The sequence below is a fragment of the Lacticaseibacillus huelsenbergensis genome, from assembly GCF_029726355.1.
In the GTDB taxonomy this organism is placed as follows: Bacteria; Bacillota; Bacilli; order Lactobacillales; family Lactobacillaceae; genus Lacticaseibacillus; species Lacticaseibacillus casei.
In genome coordinates this window covers 1,415,866-1,438,431 of sequence record NZ_CP120687.1, presented here as the reverse complement: position 1 = coordinate 1,438,431, position 22,566 = coordinate 1,415,866, and the positions used below count along the sequence as shown (strand labels likewise).

29 protein-coding genes are annotated in these 22,566 nt (G+C 48.0%); 6 read left to right on the top strand and 23 right to left on the bottom strand.

The genetic code is table 11. The features are described from left to right. Positions 1–121: 121 nt before the first annotated feature. From LHUE1_RS06490 to rsmG, 8 genes are all read right to left on the bottom strand, one after another. Positions 122–1,234: an LPXTG cell wall anchor domain-containing protein gene (locus tag LHUE1_RS06490; protein ID WP_049170122.1), complete on the bottom strand. Its 1,113-nt coding sequence runs from the start codon at positions 1,232–1,234 to the stop codon at positions 122–124. A 553-nt stretch (positions 1,235–1,787) separates the two neighbouring features. Continuing rightward, entirely contained in the window at positions 1,788–2,582 is a 795-nt protein-coding gene (locus LHUE1_RS06485; RefSeq protein ID WP_049170120.1) for a DUF1129 domain-containing protein, read from the bottom strand. Positions 2,583–2,637: 55 nt separating this feature from the next. Beyond that, positions 2,638–3,744, bottom strand: coding sequence for a redox-regulated ATPase YchF (gene ychF, locus LHUE1_RS06480; RefSeq protein WP_025013233.1), 1,107 nt, complete (start codon positions 3,742–3,744; stop codon positions 2,638–2,640). A gap of 23 nt (positions 3,745–3,767) precedes the next feature. Further along, complete coding sequence (locus tag LHUE1_RS06475) at positions 3,768–3,959, bottom strand: DUF951 domain-containing protein (RefSeq protein WP_049170118.1); 192 nt, start codon at positions 3,957–3,959, stop codon at positions 3,768–3,770. 26 nt (positions 3,960–3,985) lie between these two features. Further along, positions 3,986–4,858: a ParB/RepB/Spo0J family partition protein gene (locus LHUE1_RS06470; RefSeq protein WP_049170116.1), complete on the bottom strand. Its 873-nt coding sequence runs from the start codon at positions 4,856–4,858 to the stop codon at positions 3,986–3,988. Then, entirely contained in the window at positions 4,848–5,615 is a 768-nt protein-coding gene (locus LHUE1_RS06465; RefSeq protein ID WP_010489840.1) for a ParA family protein, read from the bottom strand. Before LHUE1_RS06465 ends, LHUE1_RS06470 begins: the two co-directional genes overlap by 11 nt. Positions 5,616–5,624: 9 nt before the next feature. Beyond that, entirely contained in the window at positions 5,625–6,452 is an 828-nt protein-coding gene (gene noc / locus LHUE1_RS06460; protein WP_049170114.1) for a nucleoid occlusion protein, read from the bottom strand. 3 nt (positions 6,453–6,455) lie between these two features. Beyond that, complete coding sequence (gene rsmG, locus LHUE1_RS06455) at positions 6,456–7,187, bottom strand: 16S rRNA (guanine(527)-N(7))-methyltransferase RsmG (RefSeq protein ID WP_049170113.1); 732 nt, start codon at positions 7,185–7,187, stop codon at positions 6,456–6,458. 751 nt (positions 7,188–7,938) lie between these two features. On the opposite strand from rsmG, the gene LHUE1_RS06450 reads away from it, so the two are divergent. From LHUE1_RS06450 to LHUE1_RS06435, 4 genes are all read left to right on the top strand, one after another. Continuing rightward, a complete protein-coding gene (locus LHUE1_RS06450; RefSeq protein ID WP_049170111.1) occupies positions 7,939–9,360 on the top strand; it encodes a glycosyltransferase family 2 protein in 1,422 nt (473 codons plus the stop codon). Positions 9,361–10,265: 905 nt separating this feature from the next. Continuing rightward, on the top strand, positions 10,266–10,985 hold the full coding sequence (locus LHUE1_RS06445; RefSeq protein WP_049170107.1) for a hypothetical protein: 720 nt from the start codon (positions 10,266–10,268) through the stop codon (positions 10,983–10,985). A 33-nt stretch (positions 10,986–11,018) separates the two neighbouring features. Continuing rightward, positions 11,019–11,411 carry a hypothetical protein gene (locus tag LHUE1_RS06440; protein WP_053091150.1) on the top strand — a complete coding sequence of 131 codons (393 nt, stop codon included), beginning with the start codon at positions 11,019–11,021 and terminating at the stop codon, positions 11,409–11,411. Between the two features lie 343 nt (positions 11,412–11,754). Continuing rightward, positions 11,755–12,375, top strand: coding sequence for an NADPH-dependent F420 reductase (locus LHUE1_RS06435; RefSeq protein WP_049170105.1), 621 nt, complete (start codon positions 11,755–11,757; stop codon positions 12,373–12,375). Between the two features lie 122 nt (positions 12,376–12,497). Here the strand turns inward: LHUE1_RS06435 and LHUE1_RS06430 are convergent, their stop codons facing one another. From LHUE1_RS06430 to LHUE1_RS06380, 11 genes are all read right to left on the bottom strand, one after another. Next, positions 12,498–13,172, bottom strand: coding sequence for a type 1 glutamine amidotransferase (locus LHUE1_RS06430; protein WP_049170103.1), 675 nt, complete (start codon positions 13,170–13,172; stop codon positions 12,498–12,500). Between the two features lie 182 nt (positions 13,173–13,354). Continuing rightward, positions 13,355–13,735 carry a hypothetical protein gene (locus LHUE1_RS06425; RefSeq protein ID WP_049170101.1) on the bottom strand — a complete coding sequence of 127 codons (381 nt, stop codon included), beginning with the start codon at positions 13,733–13,735 and terminating at the stop codon, positions 13,355–13,357. Positions 13,736–13,928: 193 nt separating this feature from the next. Next, the gene (gene pcp, locus LHUE1_RS06420) at positions 13,929–14,576 is read right to left on the bottom strand and encodes a pyroglutamyl-peptidase I (protein WP_049170099.1); all 648 of its coding nucleotides are present in this window, start codon (positions 14,574–14,576) and stop codon (positions 13,929–13,931) included. Positions 14,577–14,590: 14 nt separating this feature from the next. Continuing rightward, complete coding sequence (locus LHUE1_RS06415) at positions 14,591–15,505, bottom strand: DUF979 domain-containing protein (RefSeq protein ID WP_049170097.1); 915 nt, start codon at positions 15,503–15,505, stop codon at positions 14,591–14,593. Further along, on the bottom strand, positions 15,505–16,191 hold the full coding sequence (locus LHUE1_RS06410; RefSeq protein ID WP_049170096.1) for a DUF969 domain-containing protein: 687 nt from the start codon (positions 16,189–16,191) through the stop codon (positions 15,505–15,507). The genes LHUE1_RS06415 and LHUE1_RS06410 overlap by 1 nt, the downstream gene beginning before the upstream one ends. Before the next feature lie 219 nt (positions 16,192–16,410). After that, positions 16,411–16,836: an Asp23/Gls24 family envelope stress response protein gene (locus LHUE1_RS06405; RefSeq protein ID WP_025013488.1), complete on the bottom strand. Its 426-nt coding sequence runs from the start codon at positions 16,834–16,836 to the stop codon at positions 16,411–16,413. 34 nt (positions 16,837–16,870) lie between these two features. Continuing rightward, entirely contained in the window at positions 16,871–17,287 is a 417-nt protein-coding gene (locus tag LHUE1_RS06400; protein ID WP_049170094.1) for an Asp23/Gls24 family envelope stress response protein, read from the bottom strand. Between the two features lie 8 nt (positions 17,288–17,295). Further along, positions 17,296–17,493, bottom strand: coding sequence for a hypothetical protein (locus LHUE1_RS06395; RefSeq protein ID WP_010489875.1), 198 nt, complete (start codon positions 17,491–17,493; stop codon positions 17,296–17,298). Positions 17,494–17,591: 98 nt separating this feature from the next. Then, the gene (amaP, locus tag LHUE1_RS06390; protein ID WP_010489878.1) at positions 17,592–18,131 is read right to left on the bottom strand and encodes an alkaline shock response membrane anchor protein AmaP; all 540 of its coding nucleotides are present in this window, start codon (positions 18,129–18,131) and stop codon (positions 17,592–17,594) included. 13 nt (positions 18,132–18,144) lie between these two features. Continuing rightward, a complete protein-coding gene (locus LHUE1_RS06385) occupies positions 18,145–18,402 on the bottom strand; it encodes a GlsB/YeaQ/YmgE family stress response membrane protein (protein WP_025013491.1) in 258 nt (85 codons plus the stop codon). A 362-nt stretch (positions 18,403–18,764) separates the two neighbouring features. Next, positions 18,765–19,166 carry a pyridoxamine 5'-phosphate oxidase family protein gene (locus tag LHUE1_RS06380; RefSeq protein ID WP_010489882.1) on the bottom strand — a complete coding sequence of 134 codons (402 nt, stop codon included), beginning with the start codon at positions 19,164–19,166 and terminating at the stop codon, positions 18,765–18,767. Between the two features lie 233 nt (positions 19,167–19,399). On the opposite strand from LHUE1_RS06380, the gene LHUE1_RS06375 reads away from it, so the two are divergent. Then, positions 19,400–20,362, top strand: coding sequence for a 2-hydroxyacid dehydrogenase family protein (locus LHUE1_RS06375; protein WP_277848283.1), 963 nt, complete (start codon positions 19,400–19,402; stop codon positions 20,360–20,362). A 106-nt stretch (positions 20,363–20,468) separates the two neighbouring features. On the opposite strand, the gene LHUE1_RS06370 is transcribed toward LHUE1_RS06375, so the two are convergent. The 4 genes from LHUE1_RS06370 to LHUE1_RS06355 all read right to left on the bottom strand — a co-directional run bounded on the left by LHUE1_RS06370 (position 20,469) and on the right by LHUE1_RS06355 (position 22,017). Further along, positions 20,469–20,663, bottom strand: coding sequence for a hypothetical protein (locus LHUE1_RS06370; protein WP_049169065.1), 195 nt, complete (start codon positions 20,661–20,663; stop codon positions 20,469–20,471). After that, on the bottom strand, positions 20,660–20,902 hold the full coding sequence (locus LHUE1_RS06365) for a hypothetical protein (protein ID WP_010489886.1): 243 nt from the start codon (positions 20,900–20,902) through the stop codon (positions 20,660–20,662). Before LHUE1_RS06365 ends, LHUE1_RS06370 begins: the two co-directional genes overlap by 4 nt. 206 nt (positions 20,903–21,108) lie before the next feature. After that, entirely contained in the window at positions 21,109–21,576 is a 468-nt protein-coding gene (locus tag LHUE1_RS06360; protein WP_049169064.1) for a flavodoxin domain-containing protein, read from the bottom strand. A 135-nt stretch (positions 21,577–21,711) separates the two neighbouring features. Continuing rightward, the gene (locus LHUE1_RS06355; RefSeq protein ID WP_025013495.1) at positions 21,712–22,017 is read right to left on the bottom strand and encodes a hypothetical protein; all 306 of its coding nucleotides are present in this window, start codon (positions 22,015–22,017) and stop codon (positions 21,712–21,714) included. Between the two features lie 332 nt (positions 22,018–22,349). Here LHUE1_RS06355 and LHUE1_RS06350 point away from each other — a divergent pair, with 332 nt between their 5' ends. Then, positions 22,350–22,556, top strand: a complete 207-nt coding sequence (locus LHUE1_RS06350) for an LBP_cg2779 family protein (RefSeq protein ID WP_277848282.1) — start codon at positions 22,350–22,352, stop codon at positions 22,554–22,556. The last annotated feature ends 10 nt before the right edge of the window (positions 22,557–22,566 follow it).

Genomic DNA, 22,566 nt, shown 5'->3' with positions numbered 1-22,566 from the left:
TTGATATGAGAATTTAATGTTCGTATTTTAGTCATTGGGTTTGTACCATCATAGCTATCGTTCGGATTAATAGCTGCTGTCATTTTTAAACGGGAACCGATTAACGCTTCAGCGGCCGCTCTTAGCCTTGGCGACGCCACAACCAAGCGCCTAACGCCGAAAGCAGGGTTGCAAGCCCGGCTAAAAGTCCTGATTGGCCAAGTGCTTCGCCGGTTTTTGGCAATCCGTGAGTTGATCCACTTTCCGCGGACGAAGCCGCCTGCGACGTTTGTGCTGCTACCGACTCAACCGATGCTTTTTGGGAAGCACTCGCTGATGAGGATGCACGTAGCGATGGCTGGCTCGACTGGGCTGACGGGTCGATACTTGGCTTTTGTGATGGCTTTTGTGATGGTGCTTGTGATGGCTTTTGCGATGCTTGCGAACTTGCCTGAGACGCCTGCGAACTTGAGGAAGCAACCGCAGGCATTTTCACTGAAACGACCGCTGCCTTATCGTCCGCCTTTTCGCCGCCGATTAAGTTCCAGTTATAGCCCACTGTCACGTGCTTGTCCGGTAATTCAAAATGATAGAACACATTGCGCTTGAATTGCGGATCATCTGTTGAAAAAGTGACGCGACCTTGGGCATCCGTTGTTTTGACGATTGCCGACTTAGCGCCATCAACCAGGTTAGGAATAGCGGCCACTTTCACGTTTGCCAATGGCTGCTTGGTCTGCTGGTCGACGAGTTGGAACGCCCGCTCGCCTTTTTGATAAGTATACTTGTCCATTTCAATTTTGGTTGTCTGCCCTGGTGTGTAAACAAAGCTGTCTGGCACGGCCTTCCAGCCTTGGTTACCGGAAGCTACAACCTGAAGTCGGTATGTGTGTCCTGCCTGTAGTCCGTCAGCGGCGCCGATTTTTAACCCACTGATCGATGCTGACGGTTCGTACTCATCAGTTGACGCTAACGTTTTGGTCGCGACCACCTGACCATTATCGGCCGCAACGATCTGCACTGTGATCGCCTGGTGATAATTCGCTGCGATGCCATTCAGTAATGCAAAGACCAGCGTTTGATCCTTAGCCGCAACCGACTTGACAGCAGATGCCTGCTCAACTGCCTGACTAGCGGAACCGTTAGCAGATGTTGCCGCCTGAGTCGGTTGGGCATTCACCAAGCCAAAACCTGCCAATGCCACCGCCGCCAGGACAAATCCGCGTCCGTACTGCTGTTGATGCCCCTTATTCATCCAAAAAACCTCCCAAATTTTCTAAAGCGTAATCATTACGATTAAGCCCACATGAAGTTTACCGGATGAAAAACAGGGCGTCAACTTATTTTTTTTGAGCGCGAACTGGCGCGGTTAGGAGTCGGAGTGTAAGTGGCCTTGGGTGTGATGGCGGACTTTGCCATTGCGACCAAGGTCCTTACACGCAGACTCCTGCGCCAGTGAGCGCGTTATAGTTGAGCGCGAGCCAGCCCGGTTAGAAACCGGAGCATAAGTGGCCTCAAGTTAAAATGGCTGGTCTTTGGCCATTTTGGCTTGAGGTCCTTATGTGCAGGTTTCTGGGCTGGCGAGCGCGTTATGGTGAGCGCGAACTGGCGCGGTTAGGAGTCGGAGTGTAAGTGGCCTTGGGTGTAATGGCGGACTTTGCCATTGCGACCAAGGTCCTTACACGCAGACTCCTGCGCCAGTGAGCGCGTTATAGTTGAGCGCGAGCCAGCGCACTTGCACAAAAAAAGCCACCCCACTATCGAGGTGACCATCATTAACAAAGCAACTTATTTTAAACCGCAACCCACTACCGCCTGAAAAAGCTCTTGAGATGATACCGACGTTGCAAAAGCCAGTGGGAACCATACGCGACCACGGCGATGATCACGTCCACAAACCACGGCATTGCTCGAGTGAATGGTGTGTCAAGCATCATGAGGGCGCCGCCGATAAAGGTGACCGCAAGAACCAACACAATCCCGCCACCAAGCACTAACCAGGCACTGCGGCGATTCTTCTTGTCTCGTTCCATCCAGTCGGCGTAGTACACAAAGAAAAGACCGGCCATGAGGCTTAACATGACAAGATAAGCAAAGCTGTTGCTGGCGTTGTTCTGCGATTTCGGATTGATGTAAGTCATCACGGCGAAGACAGCCGCAAGAATGGCCATGAAAAACAAACCTTGATCGGCGACCAATAACCACAGCGGCTTTTTAGGTTCCGGTTTTGGCGTATGCAGAATTTCATTGGCCTTCACTGTGACCGGCCCATAAAGTTGCGTGGCCGGTTTGCCTTGCCGTTGGGCGGTAATCATTTCCGGCAGCATCGTTTTGAGCAGGGTTTCCTCATCTGCCTCACTCATACCGCCGTCTTTTAATTCACGCCGCAGCTTGAAGACATACTCGTTGTTCTTATTGGTCAGTCTTGCAATCATTTCCGGAACGGTTGTAGCTGGCCGCTCCTGCTTAACATGGGCATTCTTGCTTGCCACCGTTGCTGCCGACTGCTGCGCATCAGCCGCTGACGATGCCGCAGTCTGCTGTTGATCAACTGCAGCGCTGTCCGCTGTTTGATTCGTGTCCGTTTCTTGCTTCTTTGCCATGTGTAACTCCTATCTTAAAGTCATCATCGTCGCGTGCGTCCTTTCGGCTTGCACGTTAAACATTGAACCGAAATTCAATGATATCCCCATCTTGCACTTGATATTCCTTACCTTCAGAACGATAACGTCCGGCTTCCTTGACTGCCTGCACGGAACCATACTTGTCCAGATCCGTAAACGACATCGTCTCGGCTCGAATAAAGCCGCGCTCAAAGTCTGAATGAATGATACCGGCAACTTGAGGCGCCTTCATACCGCGCTTAAACGTCCACGCGCGGGTTTCCTTGCCGCCCGCCGTAAAGAAGGTTGCTAAGCCCAACAAATGGTAGCTAGCCTTGATGAGTTTATCCAAACCGGATTCATCGACACCTTCTGCTGCCAGAAAGTCGGCTTTCTCGTCATCATCCAATTCGGCAATTTCCTCTTCGGTCTTGGCCGAAATAGCAATCACCTCGGCGCCTTCTTTGGCTGCTTCGGCTTTGATTTGTTTGACATAATCGACGGAATCCGGATCGGCCATGGCTTCTTCCGCAATATTGGCGACATAAAGCACCGGTTTACTCGTTAATAAGAACAAGCCCTTGACGATCTTCTGTTCATCTTTATCGAAGTCGATGCTGCGCACCATTCCGCCGTCTTCAAGAACCGGCTTAATCTTTTGCAACACTTTAAACTCCGCCTGGGCTTCCTTATCTTTGGTTTGGGTCCGGGCAACCTTTTCAACTTTGGCATAGCGTTTATTGACCGAATCCAAATCGGCGATCGCCAGTTCCATGTTAATCGTGGCCATGTCTTCCAACGGATCGACTTTGCCGGTCACACTGGTAATGTTATCGTCATCGAATGCCCGAACAACGTGCACGATCGCATCTACCTGGCGAATATTCTCCAGAAACTTGTTGCCAAGCCCTTCGCCTTTGGAAGCACCCTTTACGATTCCGGCAATATCCGTGAACTCAAAAGTCGTATGAATGATTTTCTTGGCCGGAATCAATTCATCAATCCGCGCCAACCGTTTATCCGGCACCTCGACCATCCCCACATTGGGATCGATGGTCGCAAACGGATAATTGGCCATTTCGGCGCCTGCTTTTGTGATTGCGTTAAAAAGCGTGGACTTACCGACATTGGGAAGCCCGACAATACCTGCTGTTAAAGCCATTTGGTTATTTCACACTTTCTATATTAATCTGCCTGTTCTGCTTGACCTAAAACTTTCTTAAGCCGCTTCTCAAAATCACGGCGCGACATCATAACAATATGGCCGCAACCGGTGCAACGAATTTTAATGTCGGCGCCTAGGCGAATGACTTCCCATTTATTCGTTCCACATGCATGCGGCTTCTTCATTTGAACCAAATCATGTAATTGGTACATTCGTCTACCTCCAGCGGGTTGGCCGGCTAATCGATATTGACGTCTAGCATCGCTAAGATCCGATTGAGATCCTGCTCGGATGTAAAATCAATTTCGATCTTGCCTTTGCCTTTACTGCCTTCATTAATATTGACTTTCGTGCCGAAGCGTTCGCCTAACTGATTTTCGGTTGCCCGAACATACGGTGATTTAGGTTTCTCCTTCGATGTCGAGCGGCCTGTGCCGGCATTCATCTGATTGATTAGCCGTTCAAGCTGGCGAACCGTTAGATTTTCACTAATGGTCTTCTTGGCAACACTGACCATCTTGGTTTTATCTTTGAGACTCAACAAAGTTCGCGCCTGCCCCATTGAGAGCTGGTTGGCACTGAGCATTTGCTTAACTTGCTGTGGCAACGTTAACAAGCGCAAATAATTGGCAATATACGGCCGGCTTTTGCCTAGCCGCGCGGAAACTTCTGCTTGCGTCAGGTTTAAGCGTTTGATCAACGTCTCATAAGCCTGCGCTTCGTCCAACGGAGTCAAATCCTCGCGCTGCAGGTTTTCCAGCACTGCGATCTCCATCATTTCCGGATCGTTGAAATCACGGACAATCGCCGGAATGGTTTCCTTACCGGCCAGCTTAGACGCACGAAAACGCCGCTCACCGGTGATGATTTCATAACCGGAAACACTTTTGCGCACAATAATCGGCTGGAAAACGCCGGTTTGCTTGATGGAATCCGCCAGTTCTTTTAAACCTTCTTGATCAAAGGTTTTTCGCGGTTGATACGGGTTCGGCCGGATATCGACCAGTGGCAGTTCCTCAACGGTATTGTTAGCACTCAGATCAGGACTTTCAAAATCTTTGAAAATGGCGTCAATGCCGCGGCCTAATCCCTTACTATTCTTATTCGCCATGAGCAGCCAGCACCTCCTTGGCTAAAGCCTCGTAAACTTCGGATCCGCGCGACTTTGGATCAAAATCCACGATTGGTAGACCGTAACTCGGCGCCTCAGCCAATCGGGTAATCCGCGGAATCACGGTTGCATATACTTTATCGCCAAAATACTTGCGCACTTCATCGATCACCTGCGCGCCAAGGTTCGTGCGGGCATCATACATGGTCAGCAGAACCCCTTCAATCGCCAGATTCGGATTGAAATGCTTCTGGACAAGCCGAACCGTGTTAAGCAACTGGCTCAGGCCTTCCAATGCATAATACTCACTTTGAACCGGAATCAGAATCGAATCACTCGCCGTAAACGCATTGATCGAAAGCTGCCCCAATGAAGGCGGGCAATCAATCAAAATGTAGTCGTACTGATCCTCGATCGGATGAAGCCCCAGTTTCAAGCGCATTTCCCGGGCCATTTGACTGGTTAACTCGATTTCGGCACCGGCCAACTGGATGGTCGCAGGAACAATGGCTAAATTTTTATGTTTGGTTGGCAAAATGGCTTCGGTAATCGGATCTTCGTTGACCAAAACATCGTAAATATCCTTTTCAACTTGGGCTTTTTGAACGCCCACCCCACTTGTAGCATTGCCTTGGGCATCAACGTCGACAATGAGGACTTTCTTCCCAAGGTTTGCCAGACAGGCCCCCAAATTAATGGTCGTTGTGGTCTTGCCAACCCCGCCTTTTTGATTGGCGACAGCGATGATATGTGTCATGAGCTCCCCCTATCTCTTCTCTTTTGGAATCTCGATAATCATGCGGTAAGCGTCATCGGTATCTTCTTCTTTGGCCGTGACTGTCATTCCGGTATCGCGAATCATTTTGACTGAACGTTTCAGTGTATTCCAGGCAACGCGGGTATCGTGGCTAACCGCTGACCGGCGTACTTTTGGCTTCGGCTTTTTTTCCGGCTTCTTAGGTCTTAGCCATTCATTAACCAAAGCCGATGTTTCCTTCACCGTCAATTTGTCGGCCACGATTTGGTGCAATGCCTGTGCCTGTTGATCATCACCAAGCTTCAGCAATTCCCGCCCATGCCGCTCGCTGATGAGGCCCTTCATAATGGCTTCTTGCACCGGTGCATCCAATTTCAGCAACCGGATCTTATTGGCGACAAACGCCTGACTTTTCCCCAGTTGTTGCGCCAAAGCGCCTTGGGTTAACTGATTCAGCTTCATTAAAGCCACATACGCCTGGCCTTCTTCAATCGCGCTCAAGCCTTCACGCTGCAGGTTTTCAACCAGCGCCATGGACGCACTTTCATCATCGTCCATCTTCTGGACAATCGCCGGTGCTTTTTCCCATCCCAACAACTGCATCGCCCGATAACGCCGCTCGCCGGCAATGATTTCATATTGGTCAGGCGCATATTCACGTACGATAATCGGCTGCAACAAGCCGTGTTCTTTAATCGTGGCCGCCAGTTCCTGAATCGAATCAGCTGAAAAAACCTTCCGCGGCTGAAATTGATTCGGCGTAATGGCGTTTAGTGGCAACTGTTGCACAACGGTTTCGTCGTTTGGCTTTTTATGGCCAAAAAATGATAATGCCACGCGTTATGCACCTCCCAATGGTTGTTTATTTGGCACCCCCGGTTTACGAGGGTATTTATTTGGTGTTGCCTTCACTTTTTCGATCACCAGCAAATGCCGGGGATCGCCGGTTTCCGGTAAGGTTAGCGCCGCATCCTGGACCAACTTGCCGCCCAGCAAACCGATTGCTGGCTTGGCGGCGATGAGTTCCTCTGCGGTTGCGGCAGCCTTCATGGCCACAAATCTTCCTTGCGGCTTCACAAGTGGCAGGCACAGTTCAGCTAAAACATTGAGCGCCGCAACTGCCCGCGCCGTCACCAGGTCAAACTGGCCGCGATGCGATGATTTTTTAGCACCAAAAGTCTCGGCGCGATCATGGAATAACTGAACATCTGTCAGCTCCAGACGCGTCGTTAACCGTTCTAAGAAGCCAATCCGTTTTTGCAAGGAGTCGACAATCGTGATTTTTAACTGCGGGAACGCAATTTTAAGCGGAATTGACGGAAATCCCGCACCGGCACCGACATCACAAAGCGATAACGGCTGGCTCTGTAATTCAGGCAGCACCAAGCCTAAGGTCAATGAGTCATAGAAGTGCTTGAGGTAGACGTCCCCTTCAGCTGTGATGCCCGTCAGATTCATTTTCTCATTCTCGCTGATCAGATATTGGTAATAAGCCGCGAACTGATCCTGCTGGCGGTCATCCAAGACGATGCCGTGATCAGCCAGAGCGTGGACAAAAGCTGTTGGATCCATGTCTGCCTCCGTTTTTTTAATTGATTTTGTGGAACAAACAAGGTTTCACGTACTCGTCAAGTGTAACGTAAAAGTGCCGTGTGCTCAACCGTATTCTTGACGTGAAAACGGGTCAAAAATCTTGTGACGTCACCTTGTGCCTAGTCATGAAGTACGCACAGGCAACGCAATTTTCAAGCGCTTCATTTTACCACAAATCAACTTGTCGATATGGTGTACTAGTTCACAAGCATAACTAATTCTACAATCAGGTTTTCGTGCTAATCTAAGGCCATCCAAAAAGAGGGGCTTTGCATCATCAGTCAATCTTTTTGGCTCAATCGTTTCACTTTTTTCGGTAAGTTCGTCAACGCAAGGGGGAGAAAATTTTCCGCGTTAAGTCTGCCTGAATAGGGCGATGCTACGCGAGATTTTCTAAGTGCACGAACGGATTGGAGCCGCGCGTGATCGGTACAAAAAGGGGCACCGAAAAATGCGCTCACCATAACGCGTTCACCGGCGCAGGAGTCTGCGTACAAGGACCTTGGTCGCAATGGTCAAAACCCGACCATCACGACGAAGGCCACTTATACTCCGACTCCTAACTGCGCCAGTTCACGCTCACCATAATGCGTTCACTGGCGCAGGAGTCTGCGTATAAGGACCTTGGTCGCAATGGCAAAGTTCGCCATCACGCCCAAGGCCGCTTATACTCCGACTCCTAACCGCGCCAGTTCACGCTCACCCGAAAAGCGCAAAGGGGGTAGTCAGTATGTTTAAGCATTTTTCTAAATTGGATTCGTGGGCCCTCGTTTTGTTCCTATTGATTGTCATTGGTGGCCCTATCCTCATTCTGTTCAGTATCAGTGATTCTTTTTTACCGTTTATTCACCACTTCGGCTTCGTGATTTTCATGATTGTAATTAGCAGCAGTACCTGGGTCCTTTTGCTGACGATGTATTATGTGTTTATGATGCTATTTGGCTGGGGCAAGGCACGGCGCGATTATCCATTGGTAGCGCCTAAGAGCCGATTTCTGATTCTCATTCCGGCACACAATGAAGCCGCCGTCATCACATCCACCTTGGAGCACCTTCAACAACTCGACTATCCAAAAACGGCGTATCACATTGTGGTCGTCAGCGATCAATCCACTGATCAAACAACGGCGCTGGCTGCGGCTCAAGGCGTTCAGGTGGTCGACACGTCACGCCATCGCTATCAGCGGGTCGGCGTCGGCAAACCGGCTGGCCTCCAATACGCATTGGATGAACTGACCGACTCGGGCACCCTGCAACAATACGACTTGGTAATGGTGCTGGATGCCGACAACTTCACCGACCCTAATCTTCTGCGAGAATTGGACAGCCAATATCAGGTAAAGCACTTTACTGCCATCCAGGCCTATCTTGATAGCAAAAATGACAATACGCTGCTGACGTTGGGTTACGCGATGAGTTACTGGACCATGAATCGCTTCTTTCAGCTCAGTAAATATCGGCTGGGTTTGGACAACAGCATCGGTGGAACCGGCTTTGTTGTTGAGCGTCAGTGGCTGGAAGCCAACCATGGTTTTCAATCGCACAGCTTAACCGAAGATCTTGAAATGGAAATTCGCATTGTAGAAAGCGGCGGCACCGTGGGCTGGAATCATTTTGCCCGCATTTATGATGAAAAGCCGGATCATTTGCACGCCAGTATGACCCAACGTTTCCGGTGGAGCCGCGGACATTGGTATACTGCCTTTCACAATTTGCTGCCGTTATTGCATCACTTTTTGAAAACCGGCGACTTGCGTGACTTGGATCAACTTAGCTATCTCTTTTCCATGCGCCAAAACTTTCAATATCTGCTCGCGTCTTTCTTTGGCATCGCGTGGGTCATCAGTCTTGTGATGCCAAGTCTTGGTCTGCATCCAATCTGGCTCATCGATGTCGATCGCAGTTATTTCGTACCGATAACATTGATCAACTGGCTGATTTTGCTTGAAGGCTTCATCCCCATGATTGCCGGCTTCTTGTATGACGCTAATTGGGAAGGCTCCAAGTGGTTGATCACGCCAAAAGCCGTTCTCGCCTTTTTCTGGTTCTCGCTCACGTATTTAATTGTTCAGATCGGCGGCTTACTCACTTTTCCTAATCAAAAAGCCTGGGCGCATACCCAGCATGTCTTGACCGTCACGCATCACCTTTGATATGGCTGGTTTGGTAGCGGTAATGCTAGACTTTTTATCATGCATTTAAAGACCTCCAACTGCCTCAAGGTACTTGATGGCCTTGACGTTGCTAAAATTCCGATTGATGATGTAAAGGATCAGGTCACCTAACATGATCTTTATTATCAATTAGCATCATGGTCGGAAATCGTAAAAAGGTCTTAGTTTCGAACATTCTCACGATTAGCGCGTTACGATTCAGCTTGTTGCATATCGTAATGCGCATCACTTGAAAGGATCAAACAAAGGTTGTCGCATTTATGTGCCCAACCTGCTAAAAAGGCGAAAATTTAAAAAGGGAAGATTCGAGGAAACTTTAATTCTATGAATCATTGAGAATAAGCATTCCCATTCTGGCCAACGTCAATTTAGGACGTTGGCCTTTTTCATATTCTATGCGTTCTCTTTCACTTTTGACACGGCGATGATGACGTGTCAGAAGATCATTTCAATAAGCGCTTTTTGCGACCATTTGCTATCGTAGTCGGTAAAAGAATTTCTTGTGATCAGAATCCCATCATTTTTGATTTCATAGCTACAGTGCCAAGCATCGTCTTTTTGGTGGCAATGTTTTGCCCATACATTTCCAGTCAATACCCGCAGCATTGGTGTTTGTTGATACTTTTGTTCCTTATTTGCAAGCAGTGACTGACATTGCTTCACCTATTTAACGGCCCTCAAAGTTTTTATTAATCCGATTTATGCTTTTAATTTTAAACATCATTTTTGCTTATAACCAGTCGTTAATAATACATGTAAAAAACGTTCGTTATCATTATTACAAGTTTTTGTTGACACAATGATTAATTTACGATATCTTTATCGATATAGAAACCGCTTTCTATATTGTCACTAGTCGAGCTCATTTTGAAGAAGGAACGTTAATGTCCAATGCTATACGTCTGACAACCTTAGCAATCGTTTCAGCTCTAGTTACTACGCCACTAATTGAATCAGTGGTACCTGTCCAAGCAGCTGAAGTAGTTGAATCAACCACTGTTCAAAACACGCCAGAAGCTGGAAAGACAATCGTTGCAAGAACAGAAATCCAGCGTGATTTCTTGGCTATGCAGGATGAGATTACAAATCAGCTGGATGTTTTAAACGGAAAGTATGTATATGATTTCAACACTATTGAGAAAATTGTAGAGAAATTCGACTTTGCAACGTTAAACAAAGAAACTGGCTCTAATTTCTCTGCAAAAAACTTCTTGACTGTTGCTATTAACGACATCAATTCAACACGACTCCCAAGACGCACAAAACGCGGCAGATATTACAATTACAATGGAACTGCTGAAGGTTGGAACTACCGTAGAAGTTTCTACGATACATGGAAAAGTAAGGCAGTGGCACAACAACTTAACAATGCTGCAAGAGATTTTGGCTACTTTGGGCCTGGCATTGGAGGCGCACTTGCTCTTGCTGCTGGGCCTGTCGGTGCAGCTATGGGCGCTGCTTTTGCAGGAAGTTCCGCTTTCACTTCATGGTATGCTGGGGGGCTGGCCAGTTCAATTACCTACAACAATACTGGCGCTGGCGTTGTTGTTGACATAAATAAATACACACAAGCATACTCTGTTTTTGATCAGAAAAAATTCTAAGAACAAGTTCATTTTTAAGGGGGATGCGTATCCTTGCTTAATAAAAAAGCTGTGAAAAAATACATGTATTTTTCAGTATTAGGCATAGGAATCTGGCTTATAAAATCCGAACCATATGATATGACTAAAATCGCATTAGCAATAAATATGGGATATATCCTCTTCTTTGCTGGAAGCCTATTATCAGTACCCTCTTTTTTTCTAATCAGTTCTTTTCTGCTCATTTATGGGAATTCCAGCTTTGAAAATCACTTTAACAGACGCATAGTCCAAAACTCTATCCGCCTTTTTGAAGTAACAATAATTATTGTTGCGTGCTTAGTCTTTGTTATTCTTGGCTCATTGAACAACTCGGTATGGTTAATTCCACTGGCTTTTCTTTGTATTAATGCCATTTTAGTTGGAACTAGCAAACAGCAAAAATAACATTTTACAAAGGAAAGTCTTTTTAAACCGCTTCTCGAAATGAAGTGGTTTTTTGCGTCTGATATATCTGATAGTAGTTACCAAACAGGTAATCGCAACATGCGACCACAATCCTTTACGCTATATTGGTTGCGGTTTATATTTCAAAATTATTTTATCAAGCCAAAATGTTCGGTTCTCATGCGCACCTGAATCTACTCACTTTGCGACAAAGAAAACGTGCACCAAGCATGATTAAAACATACCAGAATAACCCTGTCTTTTCCGTTTCTTCCCCATAGGCGATATAATAATAGTGGAAGTCAGTTTTCACTCAATGAACCTATACAAGGAGGGTGGTTGCGTGAGTATCGGGATTATTGGATCAGGTAATGTAGGCCGCGCGCTTGGCCAGCTTTTCAGTCATGTTGGTGAAAAGGTGATTTTGTCCCATCGCCATGGTGTGGCTTCGTTGGCGCCGGTTATTGCCGAGATGCGGTCAACGGTCGAGGCAGGCACGGTCGCTGAGGCGGCTGATCAGGATATTGTCGTGTTGGCAGTGCCGTTCAACGCCTTAGACGAGTTGCCGACAAAGGTAAAAGCCGATGCGGTTGTGATTGATGCGACTAACTATTTTCCCAGCCGTGATGGCGAGCGCCTGGCATTGACCGAGCATCACACCACTTCATCGGAGCTGGTGGCACAGCACTTCGGTACCAAGAAAGTGGTGAAAGCATTTAATACCATCGCCATGACGAAGATCCGGAGTCTGGCTAAGCCGAATCAGTCAAGCGACCGAATTGCGATTCCGATTGCTGGAGATGATGCTACTGCCAAGCAGACCGTGACGAATTTGATTGAAAAAATCGGATTTGATGTCGTGGATCTTGGTGATTTGGCGGATAGTTATCCGGCACAGGCAGATGGCCCGTTGTTCCTGTTTACGGGTGATGCCGATCAGGTGCGGGCGCAGGCAAACAAATAACGGGAAGCTGCTGTTCATGCACGCGTCATTTCGGGCTCGGGCGTGAGGCAGTTTTCCGTTTTATTGATGCGTCTGAAGTTTTAAAGCGATCAAGGCCGAATCGTTCAGTGCCAGTCGCAGTGTTAGTGCGCAGGCTGTCCGATGCGGTCTTTGTGATTTTGCACGATCATTTTGGCAATGGCTTTGGCGATGTTCTGGTTTTTGAGAATGGGACCATGGGAATAGCTGCCGATGGTATTCTTGTAACGCATACCTTCAACCCCGTCTTCAGGATTGTTGCCATACCCTTCAATCATCTTTCCCAGAGGCTTAAGTTTTTTCTTGTCGTCAAAATAGGTTCGGCCGCTATGGTTTTCAAACGCCTTAACGGTTCCGAATTCAGTTTGGTACTTAGTGTCGCCAATCATGCGACTGTCCGGCTTGAACACCGTATGCAGTGGCAAAATGCCGAGGCCTTTGATGACGGTACCTTCGCTGGTTTTATAATAATCTCCGAGCAATTGATAGCCGCCACAGATCGCCAGCATGGGTTTGCCGTTTTCGATATACCGGCCTAAAGTTTGGGCGTACCGAAGCAGATCCTTAGCGACCACGGTTTGTTCATAATCCTGACCGCCGCCGAAGAAGATGAAGTCGTAGTCGTCGGCATTGAAGTCGTCGCCGAGGCTGATGTTATCGACCTGCACCTGGTAGCCTTGTTGATTCAACAAATAGCGCAAAATTTTAACATCGCCGCTGTCGCCATAGGTATTCATGAGATCTTCGTACAAGTACGCGATTTTGATTGTATCCGCCATGAATCAAGTGCCTCCGTTTGGTTTGATTGGCAACAGCTTATCACAAAACTGGGACAAAAGAGAAGTGCTTGGATCATCAGACACTTCGGCATCAAAAAGAATGCGGTTAAAGATCGGTCATTGTAAATCCTGATCGGTTCTTTAACCGCATTGATATTTAAACCACGAGCCTAGCTAAAATGCTAACGCTTATGAGCCTTAATCCAAGGCTGGGCCTTTTCTTCGATCGCCTTATAAATCGCATCCATATCAGGATAATCACTAATCTCAAATACGAATTCCTCAGGCTGATCATGAAAAGTCGGTTTATTGTTTAAAATGATATTCAACTGATCGAACTGATTGTCACCGGTATCTTTGCGGATTTGATACGTGAAAAACGCCGCTTCATAGTTCTGGACGTTGTCGGGTTCTTCATATAAGACTTCCATGAACTGATGCTCGGTTCGATAGTTGTCTTTTTTTAATTTATCCCACAAAGCCTGATATTGCTGGTGCAAGTCAGTCAGCTGTGCATCGGTCAGTTGTTCGTTTTCCTTGATTTCTTTGCCGTCTAATTCCATTTTTTTCGCCTCTGAGTTTAGTTACCACTTCATTATCGAACTGTCGTCAGAGATTGTCAAAATGATTCTGAATCACCGGTAAGATCCCCATGGTACAGGATAAAAAGCAGACAGAAAAAATTTGACACTTTCGCATGAGCACCTATCTTGCATCTTTGATAACTAACTCACCAGCGTGGAAGACGCTTCACCCTCAGTGAGTCTTGCCCTCAACCGTTTCCAAATCACCCTTACCATCACGCTCAACAATGGCTTTGATCGCCGCCGTGATACCCTTCACATCGTCATCAAGCGACAACGCTGGCGTTTCTGGCCGCGCAACGACTTGCTCTGGTAAAAATGGAATGTGCATGAAGCCGGCATTGATGGTCGGGAACTCTTTGTCGCGCATGTATTGAACCTGATAAAAAATGTGGTTGCAAACATACGTGCCCGCGGTGTTGGACACTGAAGCAGGAACGCCGGATTCACGAATGGCCTTTGCCATCGCTTTAATCGGTAATTGGGTGAAATAAGCGGTTTGCCCATCTTCGTGAATCGGATGGTTCAGCGGTTGATAACCAGCGTTGTCTTTAATCCGACCGTCGTCCAAGTTAATGGCCACTCGCTCTGGCGTCAATTCAAAGCGACCGCCAGCTTGGCCAATGCTAAGCACATAATCCGGCTTTTCTTTGACAATCGCATCATGCACCACGTCCGCAGACACGTTAAACTTAGTCGGAATTTCCAGCTTCACAATCGTTGCGCCGTTAATTTCGTCCGGCAACCGTTTAACCGCCTCAATCGCCGGATTAATTTTATCATCGCCAAAAGGGTCAAAACCCGTTACAAGAATCTTCATATTTAATATCCTTTCTAAAATGCCAAGAAGTACATCAAACCGATTTGAATCACCAATAACAACACGGCAATCGGTGCCTGTTGCTTGATGACGCCCAATGGATCGTCCATTTCCAGCAACGCAACCGGCAGACTATTAAAGTTGGCCGCCATCGGTGTCAGCAAGGTCCCGCAATACCCTGACGTCATGCCAATCGCCGCAACAATCGCCGGATTCGCACCTTGGGCAATGACAAACGGAATTCCGATCGCGGCGGTAATCACCGCAAAGGCCGCAAACGCGTTACCCATAATAATCGTGAACAGCGCCATCGCCACACAGTATAAAATGACGCCACCCAAATGACTTCCAGCCGGAAACAGGCCGGCAATCAACTTAGCCGTCAGCGAGCCAACCCCGGCTGCAGTGAAAACCGCGCCTAAGGTTGCCAATAATTGCGGTAAAATACCGGCAGCACCAACTGAGCGAACCATCCGCTGCGTATCATTATAAACCATTTTCCCAGAAGCTTTGGTCATGATGATCGCGACCACTAGGGAAGCTGCTGCGCCAATCCCGATGCCGACCTGACCACCGAGCTTCGTGAACTGGGCAACCGCGATCGAAACAACTGCCAGCACGACACTCGGGACAAAGACCCAACCGCCGAGCCGCTTAGCTGCCTGGGCCGCATGTGCACCGTCAACCGGTTTGATTTTTCCGATTTGAATCTGCTTGAACAGCGCAAGTACGCCAATCACCACAACCAAAATACCCACAACCATCGCCGGCAATAACGTGCCAAAGGCGAAAATAACCGCCAGAATGAGCCAAAACAGGCCGGTGCCGATACGCGCTGGATTATCTTTTGCGCGAAACGACTCAATTCCGGCCAGTGCCATCACGACGCCAATCAAGGCATAAAGCACTAGAAGCAACGTGTTCACCATCAGCGTTTGCCTCCTTTATCGGCCCGTGGGTCAGTCTCAAACTGCCGATCAAACCAGCGATTATAAATAGCCACAACGACTAATGTGATGATCGCAACCGGAATGGATGCCAACACGACCTGCATCGGCTCAACCGGATGCTTGAGGCCCTTCATCGTACTGGCGATCAATAAAACCCCGGCTGTTGCCACAAACAGATTCTGGGCAAAAAAGTTACCGAAATTATCTGTCGCGGCCGACCGCGCTTTGATAAGATCAATTTCCTTATCCGTCAGTTTGCGTTTGGATTCAGCCGCCGCGGTGACCATTGGCGTGATCAGCGGCCGAACAAACTGCACCTGGCCGGACAATGAAATTCCAAAGACACCACCTAATTCACGGATCACTAAGTAAAGATTCAAAATGCGACTGGGCGTGAGCTTCTTTAGTTTCTGAATGCCGGTCACTGCTACCTCTTTTAACCCATGGCTTTCAACCAGGCCGATCATCGGCAGCGTCAAGAAGAAAAGCGACACCATGCGATTATCAACGAAACTCTGGCCCAATGTCGTCAATAAGTCCGGGACACTCATGCCGGAGAAGACAGCCGTGACAATAGCCGCCAGCACCACAACCGCTGTCGTATCCCACTTCAAAGCAAAGCCGACAACGATGATAACAATGCCGAGTAATTTCAAATATTCCAAATGCTGTGCCTCCTTATTGATAATGGTGAAAAGTTTAAAGGTTATTTGTAGGAAGGTCAATTGATTAAAGTGTGCAACTATTTATAACGGATACTATTTTATGGAAGACAATCTTCTGACTGTTGCACCGTTGAACGGACGCAATGAGAGTATCTAAAAAGGGATAGCCCCGTTGGCTGGGGTTATCCCTTTTGTATTGAAACGCGCCAGTTCACGCTCTTAGGCCGGTTGCATTTCCTTATCTTTGTCCTTGTCTTTATCCTTTGCCTCATTGCGGGCAATTTCTTCTCTTGTCAGCATATCCTTGACTGTCATTTTAACTTCAGTCACATTCAACCCGGTCATTTGGCGGACGTTTTTGGCAATCGCCATGGTGACTTTGTTGAAAATTTCCGGTACGTTTTCACCGTAGCGAACCGTTGCGTCAAGTGAGACGGAAACATCCTGATCATCACTTAAATCAACGTTAACGCCTTTGGTCGGATCTTCATCTTTGCTGAACATGTCGGTGATGTTCGCCATCATGCCGCCTTCAAGCGAGTATACGCCTTCGACTTCATTGCAGGTGATGCCCACGATTTTAGCAATCACCGCGTCGTCGAATTTCAATTCCTTATTGATGCCGCTTTGTTTCTTGTTGTCCATTTTAATCGCTCCTTTTTTGAGGTCGTTTCGTAACTTAACGTTTTTGCCATTCGCGTTTCGTCAATACATCTTTAACGTGCATATTCAATTCAACTAGCTGCAGACCGGTCATGCGCTCGATTTGCGCGCTGATCTTGCCGCACAGTTGCTTGAAAATGGCCTGGGCATTGCTATCGAATTCCAGGAAAACATCCATATCGATCGCAACCTGCTTTTCACCGACTTCTGCCGAGATCCCTTTAGTCAGGTTCTCGCCGCTAGAAAAAGTCTCCGTCAGGTTGTCCATCACGGAGCCGTCCATCCCCAGAATGCCATCGACATTCTGGGCACAAATGGCGGCAATTTTCTCGATGACCTTATCTTCAAAAGTCACCCGACTATTGGCCATCAGCGTCTCGTGCTGATTCGCTTTTGGTGCCGGTGCGGTTTTTGGCGACGCTACTGCATCCATCGACTCACCTACTTTCCTTTACTAAATGCATCTTTGCCAGACGTTAGCCAGCTCATGAGGTTGCCCCAGTTAGGGACGAGATAGCGCTCAATGAGCCAACCTAATCCGCCAAAAATCACGACAAGCATCATGCCCATAAACCCGAAGCGCATCCAGGCAAAGGCAAGAATGACGCCAATCACAGCTCCGATTGTTCCTTGCTGCATGCTGTTATCACCCTTTCGTAGCTGATGAACACTGCTGCCAACGGTGCTTGAGTGCGCACCCGGTTTGACTGGCAATCAGCCTTCATCCATCCGCGACATCAAATGACCCGAGCAGTTTTGGCCTTCACTTTCGTTGCCGGAAGCAACTGCACCCGCACATGCTTGACGGGAACGCCGAGACATTCCTGCAACTTTTGGCGCGCAGTTTCTTCAATCTGCTTGGCTTCCTGTTTCAGCTCTTTACCGTTTCCGGAAAAGGCTGCGATGCGCATGCGAGCCACTTGCTTCTTCCGAATGCTGACGTCCACGTCCACTGACTTGGCAAAATGGCGGGCCACGATTGCTTTTGCCACCGTGTTTTCAATGGCACTTTTATCAAGGGTCAAATCACCATCATCCCCTGCCAAAATCAATGCATTAGCCGTTGACCGCCGGAAAATGGCAACCAGCAGCATGATCAGAAAGACCAACAGCACCAATCCCGTTAAACCGATCATGAGCGGCCGTAACCACACGGCTTGCTGCAGATAGAACCGGGTAAATTCGCGATTGGGCCAAAGCAACAACCCAAAGCCCACACTCTGTAGCAATCCGCAAACGGCAACGAGGCCAAATAATCCTTTCGTTATCGGTTTCATCTTTTACGGCCTCCTACGCCTTGCGCCGGGTCGATCCCAACAGCAAGGAAACGAGGAAAACAACAATGACTGCGCCGATAATTGCCGGAATCAACGCCATGCCAGCCAGTGACGGCCCCCAGTTACCGAGTAAAGCCGTGCCAAGCCACGCACCGATCAGCCCGCCGATAATATTCCCGAGCCAACCAAGCGGCATGTCCCGACCAACGATGAGCTGCCCAATGCAACCGATCACAGCACCGATAATCAGTGTCCAGATTAAATGCATCATGGTAATCATCCTTTCTTTTTGAGCGCGAGCCGGCGCGGTTAGGAGTCGGAGTGTAAGTGGCCTTGGGCGTGATGGCCCGGGCTTAGGCCATTGCGACCAAGGTCCTTACACGCAGACTCCTGCGCCGGGGAACGCGTTATGACTAACAACTTTCTGACTATCTTAAGCTTAACGAACCGAACTTATCATTCGCAATAAATATGCTAATAATAACAATTAGTATTTAATTGAAGACACAAGAAAACCCGCCGTTATGCGGTTTACACAACGACGGGTTTATGAATCCGTTAATTAAAAAGATTAACGGATTAATCGAAAAACCATCAACTTATCCAAATGCCATTTACGGATTCGGTTCGCGATTAGCCTTCGATCAAATCGCCGGCATTCGGACCGGCATCCAACTTGTAAATCCGATCAACATTGATAACAACAGCACTGATGGCTGCTGGCAAGTGACGTTCCTTGGCAAATGCCTGCGCATCTTCAAAGATCTTGTCATCATTATGAAATTCAACGGTGCCTTCAAACCGAAAGCCCTTCAAAGCCTTGTAATCAACTGAGGCAACGGCAGCCTTTTTGGAGTACTGCAAATTGTGCCACGCTTGTTTACCGGTTTCTTCGTTGTAAATCAAGTGATGATCATCCAAAACTCGCATCGTGCCTTTTGGGCCGACTTGCGGATTTCCGTTCTCATCGGCGGTTGCCAAGTAGTTAAGCTGTGCACCGATCATGTCTTTCATGTCTTGCGTCAAAGTTGCCATCAACGATCAATCCCCTTTGCTTACTTTTTGTTACCAACGTCAGTGTAACACAAATTGATCGTGCACGTCAGTTCTTGCTTCTTTTTTAACCTTTCAGGTGTTCCAGCCCGCCAGCGACGCTTGGAAAAAATGGTCGTGATCTTATTCATTTGGCGGGACCTGTATTACACTAAGAGTAAGTAATGAATGGATTTTGTCGTAGGTTCGGTTTGACCTAAGGGAGGCAAATATTAATGCCACAGGTTTATGTTTCAGCAGCTTTGCCTAAATCCGCCAACGCGGCATTGCAAAAAGCCGGAGTGGATTTTGACGCGTACAACGGTAAGGGACTCATTACCGAAGAGGAGCTCCAAAGCCATTTAGCTAACACCGAAGTTCTCATTACAGCACTTTCAACGCCAGTCACGGCAGCAACACTAGCAAAGGCGCCCCATTTGAAACTTATCGCAAACTACGGGGCCGGCTTCAATAACATCGACGTCACCGCCGCCAAAGCGCAGGGTGTGCTCGTGACGAACACGCCAAAAGTTTCAACCACATCAACAGCCGAGGTGACACTAGCCTTGATGCTGGCAGTTTTGCATCGGGTCACAGAAGGCGATCGGTTAATGCGCGGTCCCGGTTTTTCCGGCTGGGCGCCGACGTTCTTCTTAGGCCATGAACTTGCCGGCAAAACCGTCGGCATCATCGGCGTGGGGCAGATTGGACAAGCCGTTGCCAAGCGCGTACATGCATTTGATGCCAAAATTCTTTACACGCAACATCATCAACTGACACCTGAAGCCGAACAGGCACTGGGAGCAACGTTTACCGATCGGGCGACTTTATTGCAGCAAAGCGACATCGTCACCCTTCATTTGCCTTTGGTGCCAGCCACACACCATTTGCTCGACGCTCAGGCACTGGCAACGATGAAGTCGACTGCCTACCTCATTAACGCAGCACGTGGTCCCTTAATTGATGAATCCGCCCTACTCAAGCAGCTAACCGACCATCGTCTGGCCGGCGCTGCCCTAGATGTTTACGAGGCTGAACCGCATGTCAGTTCAGGACTCAAGGCACTGGACAACGTTGTGCTAACGCCGCACATCGGTAATGCAACCGTTGAGGCACGTGACGCCATGGCCAAAATTGTCACCGATAATACGCTGGCTGTTTTAAACGGTAAACACCCGCAATACGTTGTAAATGGCTAAGCAGCGACTGTTCCAATCAAAAAACGCCAAGCAACCTTGTTTGCCGCGATGTCGGCTTCAGGTCGTTTGGCGTTTTGTTTTGTACAAAAATCATGGTGTCAATAAGCTAGTGTTTCTGCGAATCATGTGGCTGCCAAAAGCTGGCTAAAAGCAGCGCAAGAACAACGCCCAAAGTTAGGCCAAGACCGCCAACCACAAAAGGATTCGCGATTTGATGCTGCTGCATGAAAAAATAGATAACGGCAATGAGAACAATGGCAATCACCACCAATGCAACACGATACCAAGTGTTCTTAGTCATAGGTGAGCTAGGATCGTGTACTTTCCGACATTCTTATAGTCACCTTTGGCCTTTGAATCAGGTGTGCCAGCGGCTTCATAGAAAACCGAGTACTTGCCATCTTTATCTTTTGCAACAACCAATCCCTCGTCAACGACGTGTTGGGCCTTGTAAATTTGCGCACTGCGCCGGGCAGCAGCAAAGTCATAATCATTGGCAACTGCATCGCCAGGATTGAAGAAAACAATTTCCTCACTCATCAAGATCCCCTCACTTTCTGGTGAGCGCGAGCCAGCGCGGTTAGAAGCCGGAGTGTAAGTGGCCTTGGGCGTGATGGCGCACTTTGCCATTGCGACCAAGGTCCTTACATGCAGGCTTCTGCGCTGGGGAGCGCGTTAATGTGAGCGCGAGCCAGCGCCTGCGCCAGCAAACTCTTTGTGACTCCAGTATACCACGCTACCTCAGGTTACTTCTCACTTTGAAGCGCTTCTGCTTTCTTAATCAGACTCTGAGTAAACGCCGCAAATTGAGGCATTTCTTCCTGTTTAACGTTCAACGCAATTTTGACCGGCTCCGCGCCCTGAACCGCTCCGCTCGCTCTCAAAACCGCTTCAAACAACTCCGGAGCTGTATTGTAATCCTTGCCGTAATAAGGATCGCCGGTGCCAAGCACGCCAAAAACCAGCGGCTTCGCAGAAAAGTCCATCTTGCTCAAATCCTCATAGAAATCCTGTGTCTCTTCCGGAATCACGCCGCCGGTCCAGGTATATGTCGCCAAAACCAACACGTCATAGTCTTTAATCTTACTTGGATCCGTCTGAATCATTTCGCCAAGCGTGACATCCCAGCCGTAATGTTCAAAAAACTGCTGCTCAATCCGTGCCATTCCTTTGGCATTGCCTGTGATTGATGCGTATAAAATGATCGCCTTCATCGTCCTCACCTCATTAAGTTCAGTATACTGATAACTTCGAGGTTGTAAAAGCTTACATGACTGATGAGATGCGATGTTTGGCTGTGACCACTCAAAAAGTCGCAGTATCACTCACACTGCGACTCCGCAACTCATTCAACTGGCTGTTTCAACGGTTCCTTCACCTTGAAGGATGAAATGAACAGCATCCGCAAGCTCGTTCTCTTTAAAAAACTTGATTTCCTGATGACCCGAAAAATCATCCACTTCGATAATCGGCTCAAATCCGTTGAAGCGCCGCAATTCCTGACGCAACCAGGCATCCCAAACTTGGGTTGCCAAGCCTTGATGCTGGCTTTGGTTTCGCCGAATGATGATATTCTTATTGTCCCAAATCCGCACACGCAAATCACGGTCACTTTGACTAGCGGCTAAGTCTTGCAAGTAAGCATAGTGTTCCATAAGCTCACCTTACCTTTCAAATCAAGGCAATACTTACAACATCGAGCGACTGGCAATCTTGTCCAAACGCCGCCAAATCAACTGTTTTACCATCGGGATGTTGGCGGTTCTGACACTCTCTTTTAGTACATCTTCATTATACAAACATTTGTTCGCTCTTGCAATCTTTAAGTTCATCCCCTGACTATTTTTCGAATATCATCCTGAATTTCGTCTTTATAACCTGACATTTTCGCTAATGAATCATGACAAAGTTACGATTGAATGTCATACGTGCGCACCTTGACAAAAATCGTTATACTGTTAGTAAAGGCTCACGAGGAGGAATCGTTTTGGCTGAAAAAGCTCAAATCAGTGCATTTTCACGGGAAATTATCGACTTCCAGCGCAAAAATCATCTAACAGACACAGAGATGGCGCTAAACAGCCATGTATCAGTGGAACATATCCACAACATCAAATCTATGCGTGAGATGCCGGATTCTTCCGTCGTCGCCACGCTGAAGGATTACATGGAACACAAACCGAATGGTAAGTAAGTTGGCCGCA